Origin of the sequence: Dokdonia sp. Asnod1-B02 (assembly GCF_045063955.1) — a bacterium.
Classification (GTDB): Bacteria; Bacteroidota; Bacteroidia; order Flavobacteriales; family Flavobacteriaceae; genus Dokdonia.
Genome location: NZ_JBEFNW010000002.1, coordinates 3,119,510 through 3,137,175, shown reverse-complemented (window position 1 = coordinate 3,137,175; position 17,666 = coordinate 3,119,510). Strand labels below are relative to the sequence as shown.

Below are 17,666 nucleotides of genomic sequence, written 5' to 3'. Positions count from 1 at the left end.
TATGCTCTTAAAAGTACAACATACTGCAGCCAGCACCAGTGGTGAGATACAAATCACAGGGTCAAAAAGTGAGACTAACAGACTGCTTATTTTACAAGCGCTCTTTGATGGTATTGTAGTAAAGAATATTTCAAATAGTGATGATGCTGCGGTGATGCAAAAGGCACTAGCGTCTACAGAAAGTGAGGTAGATATTTACCATGCAGGTACGGCAATGCGTTTTCTTACCGCTTATTTTTCTATACAAGAAGGTAGAGAGACGTTGCTTACGGGTAGCGAGCGCATGCAGCAACGCCCTATGGCAATATTGGTAGAAGCGTTGCAGCAGTTAGGTGCTCAGGTTTCTTATGTAAAAAATGATGGGTATCCGCCGCTTCATATTAAAGGAAGCAAACTCACAAAAAGTGAGGTTACGCTCAAGGCAAATGTGAGCAGCCAGTATATCTCTGCACTTATGATGATGGGAGCAGCGCTAGAAAATGGACTTACCATTCATCTCGATGGTAAAATCACTTCGATACCATATATAAACATGACGCTAGCACTATTACAACAGCTAGACATTGAGGCTACATTTGTAGGTCAGATTATAACTATCAAACCAGGAAGAACAAGCAGCGAGAATAGAGTGATTACAGTAGAGTCAGACTGGAGTAGTGCATCTTACTTTTATAGTATTGTTGCGCTTTCGCGAAAGCGTACTTTAGATACTTCTATCACCATAAGTAGTTATAAAGAAGATAGCTTACAGGGAGATGCAGTATTGCAAGATATTTACAAGCAGCTAGGTGTAGTTTCTGAATTTAATGGGAATACACTTACCTTGTCACTAGCCAAAGATTTTAAACTTCCTGAAACAATCACTTTGGATCTTGCAAATGCGCCAGACATTGCGCAGACTATAGCAGTTACTTGTTTAGGACTAGGAGTAGGATGTCATCTCACGGGATTGCATACACTCAAAATAAAAGAAACAGACAGGCTAGAAGCACTACGAGAAGAGATTACTAAGTTAGGCGGTGGGATTATGGTAACAGATACAGACCTTACGTTACTGCCACAAGAAGCAGCGCTTAACGAGAATATTACGATTGCGACATATCATGATCATCGTATGGCAATGGCTTTTGCGCCACTAGCGCTATCGGTTCCATTATTGATAAATGATGCGGGGGTGGTGTCTAAGTCATATCCAGATTTTTGGAAAGATTTAGAAACTTTAGGGTTTGGTCAAGAGATAATTGGCTAAACACTTGACAACGCCTATCTCAAGATTGTATCTTTGCGATCTTGCAAATGAGCGGTTCATACTGCTTTTGTGAGCACAAAAACTAAAATAAAAACCCTTTATGAAGTTATCACATTTTAACTTTGATTTGCCAGATGAATTACTAGCAGATCGCCCAGCCGAAAATCGTGACGAGTCACGCCTTATGGTACTTAACCGCAAAGAGCAGACTATCGAGCACAAAATGTTTAAAGACATTATTGATTATTTTGAGCCGGAAGATGTGATGGTGCTTAATAATACCAAGGTTTTTCCAGCACGTTTATACGGTAATAAGGAAAAGACTGGAGCACGTATCGAGGTATTCTTACTTAGAGAACTTAACTCAGAAACACGCCTATGGGATGTTCTTGTAGATCCAGCACGTAAAATACGTATAGGTAACAAGCTTTACTTTGGTGACGATGAGAGTCTAGTAGCAGAGGTAATTGATAACACAACATCAAGAGGACGTACACTTCGTTTCTTATATGATGGATCTTACGAGGAGTTTAGAAAAAAGCTAACGTCACTAGGAGAGACGCCATTACCTAAATATATTAATAGAGAGGTAGAGCCAGAAGATGAAGATCGCTACCAGACTATTTATGCAACAGAAGAAGGAGCTGTAGCCGCGCCTACTGCGGGATTACACTTCTCAAAGCACTTATTAAAGCGTCTTGAGATAAAAGGAGTAGACTTTGCTGAGGTTACACTGCACGTAGGTCTAGGAACTTTCAGCGCAGTTGAGGTAGAAGATCTATCTAAGCATAAAATGGATAGTGAAGAGGCATATATACATAAGCCAGCAACAGAAATTATCAATAAAGCGCTAAAGGAAAAACGTCGTATTTGTGCCGTAGGTACAACCTCGATGAGAGTGATGGAAAGTGCTGTTTCTAGTAACCATACACTTAATGAGTTTGGTGGATGGACTAACAAATTTATCTTCCCTCCATACGATTTTAGTATCGCAAACTGTATGATTACAAACTTTCATACACCTAAGTCTACTTTATTAATGATGGTTTCTGCATTTGCAGGTCATGATTTTATGAAGAGAGCTTATGATGAAGCAGTAAAAGAGAAATACAAATTCTACTCTTACGGAGACGCAATGTTGATTATCTAATTTCAGCAGATATAATTATAAAAACCCAAACAGCAATGTTTGGGTTTTTTGTTTTAGGAGCATCACCTTGTGGTATTTGTGGTATCTAGTTTCCCGCTTTCATTACAATTCCTCGCGCCGACTTCGCCAGGCAGCTGCGGGATTTTCATTACAATCGGGGCTAGGGACCTCAGTAAGTGCTCTAAGAGTTACTATTTTATAGAGAACTCATAGCCGAAAAACGGCAAAACAAAAACAACTACGTACCTTTGCATTGTGAAAACAGATAAGAGAGACATACGTAAATTAAGTAAGGAAGAACTTAGAGATTTTTTTGTATCTCAAGGAGATAAACCCTTCCGCGGAAATCAGGTATATGAATGGCTGTGGCAAAAAGGCGCACACGACTTTATAGATATGACAAACTTGTCTAAGGATACTCGTATACTTCTAGATGAGAACTTCGTGATTAATCACATTCGCGTAGATCAAATGCAGCGCAGTAGTGATGGTACCATAAAAAATGGTGTTGAACTACATGACGGTCTTATGGTCGAGTCTGTATTGATTCCAACAAAAAATAGAACGACTGCTTGTGTTTCATCGCAAGTAGGCTGCAGTCTTAACTGTAAGTTTTGTGCTACCGCGCGTTTAAAACGTATGCGTAATCTCAATCCAGATGAGATTGTGGATCAAGTTGTTGTGATAGATAGACAAAGTAGGCTATATCACGATAAGCCGCTGTCTAACATCGTCTTTATGGGAATGGGAGAGCCTTTAATGAACTATAATAATGTCATTAAAGCAATAGACAAAATCACAGATCCAGAAGGATTAGGGATGTCTCCTAAGCGTATTACTGTATCAACCTCTGGAGTGCCTAAGATTATTAAGAAAATGGCAGATGATGACGTAAAGTTTAATCTTGCCGTTTCATTACATTCTGCACTTGATGATGTGCGCACAGAGATTATGCCTTTTAATGAGCAAATGCCTCTTGCAGATCTTAAAGAGGCGCTTATTTACTGGTATCAAAAAACAGGAAAACGCATTACGTACGAATACGTAGTGTGGGATGGTATTAATGATCGTCACATTGATATTATGGCACTATTAGACTTCTGTAAAGCTGTACCTAGCAAAGTAAATATTATAGAGTACAATCCTATTGACGATGGTCAGTTTCAGCAAGCAAATCCTGAAGCAATAGACCGTTATGTGTCAGTTCTTGAAGCAAATGGTGTGACAGTGACCGTGCGTAGATCAAGAGGAAAGGATATCGATGCAGCCTGCGGACAACTAGCTAATAAGCAATAGGATGCAAAGTAGCTGTTACTTATCTTTACTATAATGAAAATAGTAGCACAGATTAAAGAACCCATCGCTTATGAAATGGAGCTTTTTGAAGAAAAGTTTTCACTTTCTATGCGCTCTAAGGTGGCACTTCTCAATCGTATCACACATTATATTGTAAACCGTAAGGGCAAGCAAATGCGCCCTATGTTTGTCTTTCTTACCGCAAAGATGATGAACAATGGTGAGGTGAATGATCGTACCTATCGTGGAGCATCGGTTATAGAGTTAATTCATACTGCTAGTCTCGTACATGATGACGTAGTAGATGACAGTAACATACGCAGAGGTTTCTTCTCGCTTAATGCATTATGGAAAAATAAGATTGCAGTACTTGTTGGAGATTTTTTATTCTCAAAGGGACTGTTGCTTTCTATAGATAATGGAGATACAGATTTATTGCAAATTATATCTGTAGCTGTAAGAGAAATCTCAGAAGGCGAATTACTTCAGATAGAAAAAGCTCGCAAGCTAGATATTACAGAAGATTTATATTATGAGATTATCCGTCAGAAAACTGCAACATTAATTGCTGCTTGTTGTGCTATGGGAGCTTGTGCTGTTCATGCTAAGGATAAAGAAGTAAAGCGTATGCATAAATTTGGAGAGCTTATAGGTATGGCTTTTCAAATTAAAGATGACTTGTTTGATTATGGTACTGCCAAAATAGGGAAACCTACAGGTATTGATATCAAAGAGCAAAAGATGACCTTGCCGCTCATATATGTGCTGAATACGGTTTCTAAAAAAGATAAAAACTGGCTTATTAATAGCATCAAGAATAAAAATACAGATAAGAAGCGTGTAAATGAAGTAATTGCTTTTGTAAGAGATAACGGCGGCCTAGAGTATGCTGTTACAAAGATGAAGGCATTACAGCAAGAAGCGTTAGAAATCTTAATGACATATCCTAAGTCTGTGTACCGCGACTCTCTTGAGCTTATGGTAAACTATGTGATTGATAGGAAGAAGTAAAATTTCATTCCATTTTCTCTAACTCTTCTTGAAAATGTTTCTTTAGGAAAGATTTTTCTTTACCATTGAGACTGTCGAGTATTCCAACTCTGCCATAAAAACTTATACTTTCGTCTTCTTTATGAACTAAAACTATTAAAGGATATCCTCTTTGAGCTTCAAACATATTAATGTTTTCAAAGCCTATAAGAGGTGGACTCTTATCTAAGTTGTATTGGTATTTTATATTTTTTACTGAAGAGCTATTAAAAGGGTGGCCATCTGGAACTGCAGACATAATTAAACCTTGAACCTCATTAAAGTCATCTTCGTTGTAATCTTCGTATTTCAACTGTTTATTACAAGATAATAAACACGATATTAGAATGATATGGATAAAAAATTTCATTAGTAATATTACATAAAAAAAAGGCTAAACATTATGTTTAGCCTTTTTTGGTATTATATAAGATTTAAGCTCTTACTGCTCGATTCATAACTAAATCTAAGTAGAGATTTACTTTGTTTTTTAATTCTTGACGCGGAGTGATAAAGTCTAAGAAACCGTGTTCTTGTAAGAATTCTGCAGTTTGGAAACCATCTGGTAATTCCTTTCCAGTAGTGTCACGTACAATACGTGGTCCTGCAAAACCTATAAGTGCTCCAGGCTCAGAGATGTTAATATCTCCTAACATTGCAAATGATGCTGTAGTACCTCCGGTAGTAGGGTCAGTACAAAGCGATACATAAGGTATGCCTGCATCTGCAAGTTGAGCAAGCTTAGCACTTGTTTTTGCTAGTTGCATAAGAGATAATGCCGCCTCCATCATACGAGCACCTCCAGACTTAGAGATAATCATAAATGGAATATTGTTTTTAAGAGAATAATCTGCAGCACGTGCAATTTTTTCACCTACAACACTTCCCATAGACCCACCTATAAAGCTGAAGTCCATACAAGCTATTACAATATCTGCACCCTTAGACTTACCTACGGCAGTTCTAATGGCATCTTTAAGTCCTGTTTTTTCTTGAGCAGCAGCGAGACGGTCTACATACTTCTTCTTATCCTCAAACTTAAGAGGATCCTTAGAAGTAAGTTTGGCATCTAGCTCTTTAAATTTATTATCATCAAAGAGGATTTCAAAATATTCATTACTCCCTATTCGTACGTGATATCCATCCTCAGGTGAGATGTAGAAGTTCTTTTCTAGCTCTTCTGTATCTACTATTTTTCCAGTAGGTGATTTGTACCACAGCCCTTTAGGAGTATCTTTTTTGTCCTCTGTTGCAGTATGTATTCCTTTTTCTTTACGTTTGAACCAAGCCATATTGTGTTTGAATTTGGTTAATGGTATTTATTCCGCTTTCGCGAAAATGTTATAACTATAAATAATCCCTTTCTACTATTAGAAAGTAAATCCTAGCATTGTTAGGACTTATTAATTACTAATGCAAGCCGTAAAAATACGGAAAACGGATTACATCAAATCAATTTTGATGCAATCCGTTTTTACAAATTTTATAATGTGTTGATACTATAGTGTATCGATATTATTTAAATCTTCAAAAGCCTTTTTAAGACGAGCTCCCATAGTTTGCTCTGCCTTACGTAACCATACGCGAGGATCATAGAACTTCTTGTTTGGAGAGTCATCACCAGTAGGGTTACCTATCTGTGTTTTAAGATACTCAGCATTTTCACCAAAATAATCACGGATACCTTCTGCAGTAGACCATTGTAAATCTGTATCAATGTTCATTTTGATAACTCCGTAAGAGATTCCCTCACGAATTTCCTCTACTGTAGATCCACTTCCTCCGTGAAATACGAAATCAATGTGGTTGTGCTCCTTACCATACTTCTCAGAGATATGCTCTTGAGAATTTTTAAGAATCTTAGGCGTAAGCTTTACGTTACCTGGCTTGTAAACTCCGTGCACATTTCCAAAAGCTGCAGCAATCGTAAATTGATCACTTACTTTGCTTAGTTCCTCATAAGCATAAGCAACTTCTTCTGGTTGTGTGTATAATTTTGAATCATCTACATCACTGTTATCTACACCATCTTCTTCACCACCAGTGATACCTAATTCTATCTCAAGTGTCATTTCCATCTTAGCCATGCGCTCAAGATATCCTTTGCAGATCTCAATATTCTCTTCAAGTGGTTCTTCACTTAAATCAATCATGTGAGAGCTAAAGAGTGAATGACCATGTTCTTTATAGTAAGCCTCATTTGCATCAAGCATCCCGTCCATCCAAGGAAGTAATTTTTTTGCACAGTGATCTGTGTGTAAAATTACGGTTGCTCCATATGCTTTTGCAAGTTCGTGTACGTGCTTTGCTCCAGCTACAGCTCCTAATACAGCTGCTTTTTGGTTGTCATTGTTTAATCCTTTTCCAGCATTAAACTGTGCTCCACCATTTGAAAACTGGATAATTACAGGAGCGTTAAGCGCTGCTGCAGTCTCTAGAACCGTGTTGATACTGTTAGACCCAATTACATTAACAGCAGGAAGGGCAAAGCCTTTCTCTTTTGCATAGTTAAAAATTGCTTGTACTTCGTGGCCCGTGGCTACACCTGGTTTTATAGAATGCGACATTGTTGTTGTTTAAAATTAGTGAAGTAAAAATAACAAATATTACTCGGAAAGTAGCCCAGATATGGAGGTTACTACGACAACGTTTTAGCTAGGTTACGCTTTCGCGAAAGCGAAAAAAAACAATAGAATCTCTAAATAAGTTCTAAGTAGAGAATAACTATCTAAACGGACTACTACTAGAAAGGATAATTTATCCCCACGTTATAAACTGCATTTGAGAAGTTATACTCCTTAAACCAGCGATCACCTTCTGGGAGTGCTGGGTTGTAAGATTTAAAGCCTACATCAAAGCGAAGGGCAAAAAAGTCAAAATCCCACCTTAATCCAAAACCAGAGCCTACCGCAAGATCTTTCAAACTAGCGATATTATTAAAGCGTGATCTAGGGTCTTCTACATTATCAAACACATTCCAGATATTTCCAGCGTCTGTAAATAGCGCTCCTTCTATAGGACCTATTAAATCAAAACGGTACTCAAGGTTAAAGGCAAGTTTCATGTTTGCTTCATTAAACTCATTTGGGCTACCGCTACTTCCTGGACCTAGATCATAAGCTCTCCATGCTCTGTTATCATTAGAACCTCCACCAAAAAAACTACGTATAAAAGGGATGCTCGTAGAGTTTCCGTAAGGAATTGCAATACCGCCAAAAGCTCTTGCTGCGATGATGTTATTACCTCCTAAATCCCAGTGACGTGAGTATTCTATTTCTGTTTTTATGTACTGAGAATATACAACGCCAAAAAGGCTTTTGTTTCCATCCTCGTTTTTCTCTGTGTTTGCAATTCCTCCAGCAAGTGCTAGCGCATTACCAGCAAGTTCCACACGAGTTCTGAGACGGCTAAAGGTTTCATCAAACAGATTTTCCCTATTGTCATAGGTATGAGAAATATTTAAGGATACAATAAGATTGTCTTCTGTAAGTCGCTCTTGGCGTTCTCCTATCGCTCGTATATCATCTATGTCATCTTGAGCAAGATTGTCTACTTGGCTACGGTTTACGTCATTTATAAACTGCTCTGCTCCAGTCGGAATAGAGAGATTTCTATTGCCATTTTCATCGGTTATAAAATATCCAGGGTTGATATTTGCTTCATTGTTGCGTGCGATGATATTGAGGTCTTCATAACTATTTCTATAAATATTAAAATAGTTGTCTGGGTTAAGATTACGCACATATTGAGCATTGATGAGGTCAACACTAAAGCTGCGTTTCCACGATGGACTCCAGTTGTAGGTAAGTCCTGCGGTTACCGTTTGCTTATCAAGACCTATGTTTTGTTGTACGCCTATACCAAGATTAAAGCGTGTGTTTGGCTGCCATTCGGCTGGAATGAGAGCGCTTGTGCTCACAGGGAAAAATATACGAGGGAATGTGAGTCTTACGTCTGCACCTATTTCTGAAATATTAAAAAAGCTATCGTCAGGATTTGCAGCATCATCAGAGGCACCTATACTACCACGAGCAGATATTTCTAAGGTTTCGGCACCTCGAAAAATGTTACGAATTAATAAAGATCCAAATCCAGCAATCCCAAAATCTTGAATGTTTGAGGTAGACACGTCAAAGTCTGCTCTCAATTTATATTTTTCAAGAGGGGAGAGTCTTATGCTCGCTATAAGATCAGACCTTGTGCTATCTGTAGGGTCTTCCATGTATTGAATACTTGGATATTTAAAAGTGCCAAGTCTGCTTAGCCTGCTCAAACTCTGGATGCGATCTCTATCCTTGTAAATGTCGCCTGGTTTAAGAGGGATGATGTCTGTGAGTGCCTTAGGTCTATAATTGATTTTGTCATAAGCATAGATCTTAAAACCATCTTTTACTAAGGAGTCATTAAAAGGCTTATCTCGATTAGCATAACTGTAATCTGTAATAATATTTACTTCAGAAACCTTATGAACTTTAAACGGGACGTCATAAATCGAGTCGTTTATGTTTTCCGTAGGGTTGTCTATAATGTACTCTAAGTTGGCTTTATGATTTGTGTTTACGGTATCCCCAACGAGGCGTATGTATTCTGACTCAAAATGGTATAAGCCATTGTTTCTAAAGAGTTCTGTAAGACGCTGTGTTTCGGCATTAATGTTTCCAGTCGCATAGCGATCTCCAGCCTTAAGTAAGGAAGCACTTTTGTGAACATTATAGATAGAGTCTGCAACTGGTGAATCTATGATAGGTGTAATACTATCTAGAAAATAGGCTTTACGTTTATTAACCTTATAGTCTACGCTGGCGCGCTGGTTGCTGTCTTTTTTAATTTCATAATCTACAGTAGCATTAAAATAGCCATTGTTTACGTAGTAAGAATTAAGACGTTGTGCAGATTTTTGAGTGATTGCATCTGTAACAATAGCGGGAGCTTCACCAGTTTTTTTAATCCCTGTGTTGATGCTCTTTTTGAAGTTACGGGCAGCTTCTACTTGCTTGCGAGAAAGTACGCGTTCCCAGAAGGTGAATTTATTTTCGCTCGCCGCTCTTTGTGCATCGAGTATAGAATCTATGTTAGGTCTCGCAAGATTATAAATATAAAGTCGCAGCGGAATCCCTAAGCCAGGTAATGTGGTATTGGGTTTTTGGTAGAGAAAATTATAAAGCCGGCTCTCACTTACTTTCTTATCACCATCATAAATGGTGTTCTCTGTGAGCAAATGTCCATCGTCTGGTACGCGCTTTGTTGCGTCACAACCTAATAGAAACACCGCCACTAGCAGAATTAGTGATATTTTTGTAAAAGTCGTTTTCAAAAGGGCGTTTTCATCATCTCAAAAGTACATCTTAATCGTGGTAAGCAAAAATACAATCAAACGAATAACGAGTTTAGGTCAAAAAAAGTACAGACAGCGTGAGCGCGTCTTTGTGGCTGAGGGAATTAAGGTGGTACATGAGCTGCTCGATTCAGATTTAGAACTTGTAGAATTGTATGCAGAAGATGTTTCTGCTTTCGCGAAAGCGTTACAAAACAAAAATCAAGCGATAGTAGAAGAAGTGAGCGCTGCAGATTTGAAGAAAATCACGTTCTTAAAAACTGCACAAAAAGCAGTGGCAACTTTTAGGATGCCAGAAGCTGCACAGCTAGATAGATCTGGACTTACATTACTGCTGGATGATGTGCGTGATCCTGGCAATCTAGGTACTATTATACGTTTGTGCGATTGGTTTGGAATAAAACAGCTAGTATGTTCTATTGGAACCGTAGATTGTTACAATCCTAAGGTGGTGCAAGCAACCATGGGTTCTTTAACTAGGGTAGATGTTGTCTACACGAACCTAGAGGAATACCTTGAAAATGACAGCAGAAAAGTCTTTGGTACATTTATGGACGGCACAAATATTTATGCCACAAGTTTACCAGCAGAAGGGGTCATTATCATGGGGAATGAAGCAAACGGGATATCTCGAGAAATAGAATCTTTAGTATCGGATCGTATTGCTATACCTAGATTTGGCGAAGTACAAGCGACCGAAAGTCTCAATGTAGCTACGGCAACAGCAATCTGCCTGAGCGAATTTAAACGAGGCTAAGTGCTACTGGAAAGTAAAGTTTAAAAATACTCCTCGTGTTTGCATTTTGTTGATATTACCTGTCCACGGGCTGTTAGGTCTGTTATCCCTCACAAGCTCGTCAGAGGTTGCAAAGACTCCTTTTATACTTGGAATAAACTTAAAGTAGTAGAGGTAAAGTTCCACGCCTATAGCCATCTCATAAAAGAAAGGACTTGAAGTAGTACGGAACTGTCCAGCAAAGTTATCATCTGGATTTTTCTCGTTACTAGATAAGTTAGTAACCGCAGCGACCCCAAATTGAACGTAAGGACGCACATTATTAAGTCTTCTAGTATTAAATTTAAGGGCAAGCGGGAGATAGATGTAAGTAGATGGTACTTCTCTTAGTAAGTCATTTTCGCTATCAAAACGAGGATCTGGTGCGTACAGTAAATTACGCTGTGTGTAAACGAGTCCAGGTTCTGTACGCAAACTTATAAACTCAGAAAGTCTAAGGTCACCTACGATACCTACATTGAATCCCACAGAACGTTCTACTTGAATATCTTCTTGATCTGTCTGGTAGTCAAAATTATAATCCATGGAGTTTACACCAAAGTAGTAACCCCAAGAGATTGGCTTTTTATCAAAATTTTGATCATTTTGAACTCGAGCTCTAGAGAGCCATTGACCATGAGCCGTTGAGAAACTTAAAACAAGTGCTATTATAGCAATGTATGTACGCATAAAATTATTTTGTAGCAGTATAAATTGTTGCAACTCCAAAGGTTTGAGGTTTATGTTGCACGTCTTTAAACCCAGTTTTGCGCAAAATATTGTTTAGCTTCTCGCCAAAAGGAAATGCATTTGCGCTTTCACTTAGGTAGCCGTAAGCATTTTTATCTTTAGAAAAGAGTTTGCCCACGGTAGGTAAGATTACTTTAGAGTGGAAGTTATATCCTTGCTTAAATGGTGTTTTAGTAGGTACAGATGTTTCTAAAATTACAAAGATGCCACCTGGTTTAAGTACACGTAAAATTTCGGCAAGGCCTTTTTCTAGTGTTTCAAAATTGCGCACCCCAAAAGCGACTGTGATTGCGTCAAAGCTACTATCTTCAAAAGGCATATTCTCACTATCTGCCTGCATCATCTCGATACGGCTATCTAGTTTTTTTGCAGCAATCTTTTTTCTTCCTACAGAGAGCATTCCCTCAGAAATATCAAGACCTACTAGTCTGCTAGCATTTGTACTAGCCATATTAATGATGAGGTCTCCAGTTCCTGTTGCAATATCAAGAATGGACGTTGGGTTTGTATCTGCAACTAGTTGCACCACTTTTTTGCGCCACTTTACATCGATACCAAAAGAGATGACACGATTAAGTCCATCATATTCTCCAGAGATATTATCAAACATCTGCTCGACCTGATCTTTTTTTGATTGCTCAGAAGACTTATAGGGTGTTACTTTCTTAGACATTGCCTTTTTTTTACAAAGATAAGGCTTTCGCCAAAATGTGATTAACCTCACCTAAGGTCATTTTGATTGTGCACATTGAACTATAATTATGACCTTTTAAAGGGATAATGATTGGCTTCTTGGGAAATGCATTCAAATTTTCGCGAAAGCGAACCAATAAATAAAAGTCCATCAAAGGATTAACGGCTGCATTTTTTTAATCGGCTATCAAAGTATTATCTTTGTAAGCATTTTTGAGCACACCCATTTATGAAAATAATCATTGCAGGAGCAGGAGAAGTAGGCTTTCACTTAGCCAAGTTACTTTCTTACGAATCTCAAGATATTACGTTAATTGATACCGATAAAGAAAGTCTTTCTTATGCAGATACGCATCTGGATATTAGGACTATAAAAGGTGATGCTACCTCCATAGCGATATTGCAAGATTCACGTGTAGATGGTGTAGATCTTCTTATTGCCGTAACTGCGAGTGAAACGACTAATATTACTGTTTGTGTGCTTGCAAAGCAGCTAGGCGCAAAACGTACGATAGCTCGTATTTCTAATACCGAGTTTATAAAACATAAGGACTTAGCTGGATTTCAAAAATTTGGTATCGATGAGTTGATATCACCAGAAAGTCTTGCAGCTAGCGAGATTGAGTTACTACTCAATCAAAGTGGTTTTTCTGATAGTTTTGAGTTTGATAATGGAGCGCTTACTATGGTAGGTACTACCTTGTCCCGTACAGCATCTTTTGTAGGGAAGAGCGTAAAAGAAGCCGCAAAGATTTTTCCTAAACTACACTTTATGCCCATTGCTATACAACGCGTGGGAACTCAATATACACTCATACCTCGTGGAGATACCATCTTTAAGGAAGGTGATCATATTTATTTTGTAACTGTAAAAGGTGGTGTAGAAGAAATTTACAAGCTTACAGGTAAAGTGCGCCAGAATATAAAGAATGTGATGATATTGGGAGGTAGTCAAATAGGGTCTAAAACCGCCAAATATCTGTGTAGTGATAAGTTTAATGTAAAGCTTGTTGAGAAAAATAGAGACAAAGCTATAGATCTTGCAGATTTGCTTCCTAAAGCTCTTATTATAAATGGTGATGGTCGTAATGTAGAGTTGCTAGATGAGGAGAATATACATGATATGGATGCATTTATTTCTGTAACAGGAGATAGTGAGACTAATATTATGTCGTGTTTAGTTGCTAAGTCAAAAGGCGTGCAAAAAACTATCGCACTAGTAGAAAATATGGATTACTTCCAGCTCTCGCAGAGTATTGGGATTGATACCTTGATTAATAAAAAATTACTAGCTGCAAATAATATCTTTAGATACATCCGTAAAGGTGATGTAGTAGCTATGACTAAGCTCAACAATATGAATGCTGAGCTACTTGAGTTTATTGTGAAAAACTCATCTGAGGTGCAGGGCAAGCGTATAAAGGATATAGACTTTCCTCGATCTGCTACCATTGCAGGAGTCGTGCGTAATGACCAAGGTTTAATTGCTCTAGGAGATTTTAGAATTGAAGTAGGAGATCGAGTGGTAGTATGCTGTTTACCACGATCGATTAAGAAAGTAGAAGAAATGTTTATCTAGCCCCCATGCCTAAACTTAATTACAAGATTATATTTCATTTAATGGGTGTGCTGCTGTTATTTAACGGTGGCTTTATGCTTATAGCAGCGCTAGTGAGTTTTATCACAAAGGATGGTGTGATGCTAGAAGTATCTGCTGCTGCTTTGATTACAGCGCTTGTGGGAACTTTACTCATGTATATCACTAGAGGGCATGAAAAAGAATTAAAGAAGCGTGAGGGATATATCATTGTTACTTTTGGGTGGTTATTTATGTCACTCAGCGGTATGTTGCCTTACCTATTTTCTGGATCTATACCAGGTATTACAAATGCTTTTTTTGAAACGATAAGTGGTTATACGACTACTGGAGCCACAATTTTAAGTGAGATAGAAACGGTGCCTAAAGGTATCTTGTTCTGGCGTTCTATGACGCACTGGATAGGAGGAATGGGTATTATAGTACTTGCGATAGCAATACTACCGTTGCTGGGAATAGGAGGGATGCAGTTATTTGCTGCCGAAGCTCCAGGTCCTAGTGCAGATAAGCTTCACCCAAGAATTACAGATACTGCAAAGCGTCTCTGGTTGATTTACGTGAGTTTTACCGTAATAGAAACCATCTTGCTAAAGCTAGCGGGTATGTCATTTTTTGACGCAATTAATCATGCGTTGAGTACGCTGTCTACAGGTGGTTTTTCTACTAAAAATGCAAGTGTTGCATACTGGAATGATAAGCCGCTTATTCAGTATATCATAATCTTTTTTATGCTTCTTGCGGGAACCAACTTTGTACTTAGTTACTTTGCTTTCAAGGGTAGAATTCAGAAGATATTGAGGGATGAGGAGCTTCGTCTGTATATGGCATTTGTATTTGGATTTGGGATTATCGCTTCGCTAGTGATTTACTTTAATGTAGATCTAGGAGTTTCAAGTATAGATCATCCTATGGTGTGGGGTAAAGCAGAAGCATCTGTGCGTCACGCTTTATTTCAAGTGCTAGCAGTAATTACAACTACAGGTTTTATCACAGCAGATTATACGATGTGGACGCCATTTCTTACTGTAATCTTTTTTGGGTTAATGTTTCTGGGAGGTTCTGCAGGTTCTACTTCTGGAGGTATCAAGGTGGTGAGGCACTTACTTACCATACGAAATGCGCTCGTAGAGTTTAAAAGAACGTTGCATCCTAACGCAATATTACCTGTACGTTACAATACAAAATCTGTAGATAGGTCTATCATTTTTAATATACTCGCCTTCTTCATACTCTATATGCTATCGTGGATCATAGGAGCTAGCGTGCTAGCATCAATGGGACTAGATTTTAGAACTGCATTAGGAGGCGCAGCCTCTGCGCTAGGAAACGTAGGTCCTGCCTTTGGAGGTCTAGGTCCAGTAGATAATTATGGATGGCTACCATTAGGAGGGAAATGGTGGATGGCATTTTTAATGCTCATAGGGCGTTTAGAGTTATTTACAGTACTTATTTTATTAACCCCATTTTTCTGGAGAAATAGATAATGTTGGATAAATCATCATACGATCTCGTCATCATAGGAGCTGGTCCCATAGGTCTTGCTTGTGGAATCGCTGCGCAAAAAAAAGGACTCAATTATATCATAGTTGAAAAAGGAGTGCTGGTAAATTCTTTATATAATTTTCCTGAAAACATGACTTTTTTTAGCACCTCAGAACTTCTAGAAATAGGAGAGGTGCCTTTTGTGTCAGATCGTGATAAGCCAACTCGGAAAGAATCACTAGAGTACTACCGTAGAGTCTTAGAAACGTATAAGCTCAATGTGAGCTTATATACTGCTGTAGAAAAAATGACTCCAAAAGACGGTGGTTATGAAATCGTAACGGGCAAGGGTGATGTTTTTACCAAGGCAGTCGTTGTTTCAACTGGTTTTTATGACATACCTAGAGAGCTCAATGTGCCAGGTGCAGAGCTGCCTAAAGTCAAGTATTTTTATGATAGTCCGCACCCATATGTAGATCAGCATGTGGTGGTGATAGGCGCTGCAAACTCCGCTTGCGATGTCGCACTAGAAACCTATTATAAAGGAGCCAAGGTGACTATGGTAGTACGTGGGTCAGAAATAAATAGCCGAACAAAATATTGGATCAAACCTAATATTGAGAACCGAATTAAGGAAGGTTCCATAAACGCACACTTTAACTCAGAGGTCGTTGATGTCACTGAGAGAGAAGTAACGATTAAGACTCCAGAAGGCTTAGTAACTATAGAAAATGATTTTGTGCTTGCAATGATAGGCTATAAACCTAACTACAATCTTTTTGAGAATTTAAATTTACCTATAGGAAGCGATGATTATAAAACTCCTATTTATAACGAAGAAACCTTAGAGACCCCTCTTAAAAACGTCTTTGTTGCCGGTGTAGCTGCGGGAGGCCTCAAGACTAGTAGATTTTTTATTGAAAATACCCGAGTACACGCAGAGATGATTATGGATCATTTAGTGACTGAGCTTTAGAGCTACTTTCACTGTTATTTCTTTCTTAGGCTTTTTGAAAAAAAAGTAAGTCAAATCACGCTACTTCATCAAGTTTCAAATTAACTTCGCAATCGATATAGAATTTCCTATTTCTAAGCGACTCATGCGCTAGCTATAATTTAAAGAATATACACTCATGGCATTACGACAAATTACCAATACGATCTTGATGATACGCCCTATCCAGTTTAGAATGAACGAGGAAACGGCAGTAAATAATTATTTTCAGGAAGAGCTCAATCTCAAAAATGAAGAGATTAATAAAAAAGCCCAACAGGAGTTTGATGATTTTGTAGCGAAACTGAGATTTGTAGGAGTAAATGTTATTGTTGAAAATGATGATAAGGAGGGTAATACTCCAGATTCTGTATTCCCTAATAACTGGGTTTCTTTTCATGAAAACGGGGATGTTGCATTGTACCCAATGTTTGCCGAAAATAGAAGAAGAGAGCGCAGAGAAGAAGTACTTGTGCGTCTTGAGAAAGAAGGTTTTCAGATTAATAATGTCATAGACTACACAGAGGCAGAGGAAGAAGATTTTTTCTTAGAAGGTACAGGGAGCATCTTAATGGATCGCCAGAATGAGCGGGCATACTGCGCACTATCTGCAAGAGCAGATGAGCAGCTTTTTATAGAATTCTGTGAAGATTTTGAATATACGCCTATTGTTTTTACCGCAAATCAAACTGTAAACGGAGAGCGTCTTCCTATTTATCATACTAATGTGATGATGTGCCTTGCAGAAGAGTTTTGTGTGATCTGTCTTGATACAATAGACGATAAGAAGGAGCGTAAAAATGTGTTGAAGCATTTAAAGGCAACTAACAAAGAGATTATAGCAATCACAGAAGATCAAATGCATCACTTTGCTGGGAACATGCTTCAAGTATTAGGGGCAGATGATAAGAAGTATCTTGTGATGAGTGCAGATGCACATCAAAGCCTTACTTCAGATCAGGTAAAGAAGATAGAAAGACACAGTAAAATATTAAGTAGTGACTTAGGTACTATTGAGACTTGTGGAGGTGGTAGTGCCCGTTGCATGATGGCAGAAGTTTTTCTACCTAAGAAATAGTAATATCTCATAGCTGCTTCATGAAGGCGGCTAGTTGTAAAATCTATGGTTTATCTAATTTTATGAATGAACATTGTGTCGTTCATCTAAAGCATTGATGAATCATTGGTTTTTAAAAAATAAGACGTTATATTTATCATATAGGCGTTCTGGATATAAGTTTTGAAAGTAGCAATTTTAAAAATGTTTGTAGTTTTCATTTTTATAATTTAACTGCGCAAGCAGTACAGGTAATTTT

The 17,666-nt window shown here is 38.1% G+C and carries 15 protein-coding genes; 9 read left to right on the top strand and 6 right to left on the bottom strand.

The window, feature by feature from the left end; all coding sequences use genetic code 11:
• The first annotated feature begins 1 nt into the window (after position 1).
• From ACJJVU_RS14070 to ACJJVU_RS14055, 4 genes are all read left to right on the top strand, one after another.
• Positions 2 to 1,249 carry a 3-phosphoshikimate 1-carboxyvinyltransferase gene (locus tag ACJJVU_RS14070; protein WP_405226661.1) on the top strand — a complete coding sequence of 416 codons (1,248 nt, stop codon included), beginning with the start codon at positions 2 to 4 and terminating at the stop codon, positions 1,247 to 1,249.
• A 100-nt stretch (positions 1,250 to 1,349) separates the two neighbouring features.
• Positions 1,350 to 2,399 (top strand): tRNA preQ1(34) S-adenosylmethionine ribosyltransferase-isomerase QueA, encoded by a 1,050-nt coding sequence (gene queA, locus ACJJVU_RS14065; protein ID WP_298326666.1) that lies wholly within the window; start codon positions 1,350 to 1,352, stop codon positions 2,397 to 2,399.
• Between the two features lie 255 nt (positions 2,400 to 2,654).
• Positions 2,655 to 3,695, top strand: coding sequence for a 23S rRNA (adenine(2503)-C(2))-methyltransferase RlmN (gene rlmN / locus ACJJVU_RS14060; protein ID WP_405226659.1), 1,041 nt, complete (start codon positions 2,655 to 2,657; stop codon positions 3,693 to 3,695).
• A gap of 33 nt (positions 3,696 to 3,728) precedes the next feature.
• Complete coding sequence (locus tag ACJJVU_RS14055; RefSeq protein WP_013749982.1) at positions 3,729 to 4,706, top strand: polyprenyl synthetase family protein; 978 nt, start codon at positions 3,729 to 3,731, stop codon at positions 4,704 to 4,706.
• A gap of 4 nt (positions 4,707 to 4,710) precedes the next feature.
• On the opposite strand, the gene ACJJVU_RS14050 is transcribed toward ACJJVU_RS14055, so the two are convergent.
• The 4 genes from ACJJVU_RS14050 to ACJJVU_RS14035 form a co-directional block, all read right to left on the bottom strand.
• Positions 4,711 to 5,037 carry a hypothetical protein gene (locus ACJJVU_RS14050; RefSeq protein WP_405226655.1) on the bottom strand — a complete coding sequence of 109 codons (327 nt, stop codon included), beginning with the start codon at positions 5,035 to 5,037 and terminating at the stop codon, positions 4,711 to 4,713.
• A 121-nt stretch (positions 5,038 to 5,158) separates the two neighbouring features.
• The gene (accD, locus tag ACJJVU_RS14045) at positions 5,159 to 6,016 is read right to left on the bottom strand and encodes an acetyl-CoA carboxylase, carboxyltransferase subunit beta (protein ID WP_405226652.1); all 858 of its coding nucleotides are present in this window, start codon (positions 6,014 to 6,016) and stop codon (positions 5,159 to 5,161) included.
• A gap of 207 nt (positions 6,017 to 6,223) precedes the next feature.
• Entirely contained in the window at positions 6,224 to 7,291 is a 1,068-nt protein-coding gene (gene fbaA, locus ACJJVU_RS14040; RefSeq protein ID WP_144783219.1) for a class II fructose-bisphosphate aldolase, read from the bottom strand.
• A 176-nt stretch (positions 7,292 to 7,467) separates the two neighbouring features.
• Entirely contained in the window at positions 7,468 to 10,038 is a 2,571-nt protein-coding gene (locus ACJJVU_RS14035) for a BamA/TamA family outer membrane protein (protein ID WP_405226648.1), read from the bottom strand.
• Positions 10,039 to 10,075: 37 nt separating this feature from the next.
• Between ACJJVU_RS14035 and ACJJVU_RS14030 the strand changes: the two genes are divergently transcribed.
• Positions 10,076 to 10,816 (top strand): TrmH family RNA methyltransferase, encoded by a 741-nt coding sequence (locus ACJJVU_RS14030; RefSeq protein WP_405226645.1) that lies wholly within the window; start codon positions 10,076 to 10,078, stop codon positions 10,814 to 10,816.
• A gap of 3 nt (positions 10,817 to 10,819) precedes the next feature.
• Here ACJJVU_RS14030 and ACJJVU_RS14025 read toward each other — a convergent pair whose 3' ends face one another.
• Together ACJJVU_RS14025 and ubiE are read right to left on the bottom strand one after the other, a co-directional pair.
• Positions 10,820 to 11,524, bottom strand: coding sequence for a porin family protein (locus ACJJVU_RS14025; RefSeq protein WP_405226642.1), 705 nt, complete (start codon positions 11,522 to 11,524; stop codon positions 10,820 to 10,822).
• A 4-nt stretch (positions 11,525 to 11,528) separates the two neighbouring features.
• Positions 11,529 to 12,257 (bottom strand): bifunctional demethylmenaquinone methyltransferase/2-methoxy-6-polyprenyl-1,4-benzoquinol methylase UbiE, encoded by a 729-nt coding sequence (ubiE, locus tag ACJJVU_RS14020; protein WP_108878081.1) that lies wholly within the window; start codon positions 12,255 to 12,257, stop codon positions 11,529 to 11,531.
• A 249-nt stretch (positions 12,258 to 12,506) separates the two neighbouring features.
• Between ubiE and trkA the strand changes: the two genes are divergently transcribed.
• The 4 genes from trkA to ctlX all read left to right on the top strand — a co-directional run bounded on the left by trkA (position 12,507) and on the right by ctlX (position 17,428).
• A complete protein-coding gene (gene trkA / locus ACJJVU_RS14015) occupies positions 12,507 to 13,856 on the top strand; it encodes a Trk system potassium transporter TrkA (protein ID WP_298326623.1) in 1,350 nt (449 codons plus the stop codon).
• A gap of 5 nt (positions 13,857 to 13,861) precedes the next feature.
• Positions 13,862 to 15,358, top strand: coding sequence for a TrkH family potassium uptake protein (locus ACJJVU_RS14010; protein WP_405226639.1), 1,497 nt, complete (start codon positions 13,862 to 13,864; stop codon positions 15,356 to 15,358).
• On the top strand, positions 15,358 to 16,332 hold the full coding sequence (locus ACJJVU_RS14005; protein WP_405226636.1) for a YpdA family putative bacillithiol disulfide reductase: 975 nt from the start codon (positions 15,358 to 15,360) through the stop codon (positions 16,330 to 16,332). Before ACJJVU_RS14010 ends, ACJJVU_RS14005 begins: the two co-directional genes overlap by 1 nt.
• Positions 16,333 to 16,489: 157 nt before the next feature.
• A complete protein-coding gene (gene ctlX / locus ACJJVU_RS14000; RefSeq protein WP_298326617.1) occupies positions 16,490 to 17,428 on the top strand; it encodes a citrulline utilization hydrolase CtlX in 939 nt (312 codons plus the stop codon).
• The last annotated feature ends 238 nt before the right edge of the window (positions 17,429 to 17,666 follow it).

Bases quoted from the DNA above. Each gene is read 5' to 3' on its own strand.
- ACJJVU_RS14070 (WP_405226661.1), top strand. From the start codon at position 2: ATGCTCTTAAAAGTACAACATACTGCAGCCAGCACCAGTGGTGAGATA.
- queA (WP_298326666.1), top strand. From the start codon at position 1,350: ATGAAGTTATCACATTTTAACTTTGATTTGCCAGATGAATTACTAGCA.
- ACJJVU_RS14055 (WP_013749982.1), top strand. From the start codon at position 3,729: ATGAAAATAGTAGCACAGATTAAAGAACCCATCGCTTATGAAATGGAG.
- accD (WP_405226652.1), bottom strand. From the start codon at position 6,016: ATGGCTTGGTTCAAACGTAAAGAAAAAGGAATACATACTGCAACAGAG.
- fbaA (WP_144783219.1), bottom strand. From the start codon at position 7,291: ATGTCGCATTCTATAAAACCAGGTGTAGCCACGGGCCACGAAGTACAA.
- ACJJVU_RS14025 (WP_405226642.1), bottom strand. From the start codon at position 11,524: ATGCGTACATACATTGCTATAATAGCACTTGTTTTAAGTTTCTCAACG.
- ubiE (WP_108878081.1), bottom strand. From the start codon at position 12,257: ATGTCTAAGAAAGTAACACCCTATAAGTCTTCTGAGCAATCAAAAAAA.
- trkA (WP_298326623.1), top strand. From the start codon at position 12,507: ATGAAAATAATCATTGCAGGAGCAGGAGAAGTAGGCTTTCACTTAGCC.
- ACJJVU_RS14010 (WP_405226639.1), top strand. From the start codon at position 13,862: ATGCCTAAACTTAATTACAAGATTATATTTCATTTAATGGGTGTGCTG.
- ACJJVU_RS14005 (WP_405226636.1), top strand. From the start codon at position 15,358: ATGTTGGATAAATCATCATACGATCTCGTCATCATAGGAGCTGGTCCC.
- ctlX (WP_298326617.1), top strand. From the start codon at position 16,490: ATGGCATTACGACAAATTACCAATACGATCTTGATGATACGCCCTATC.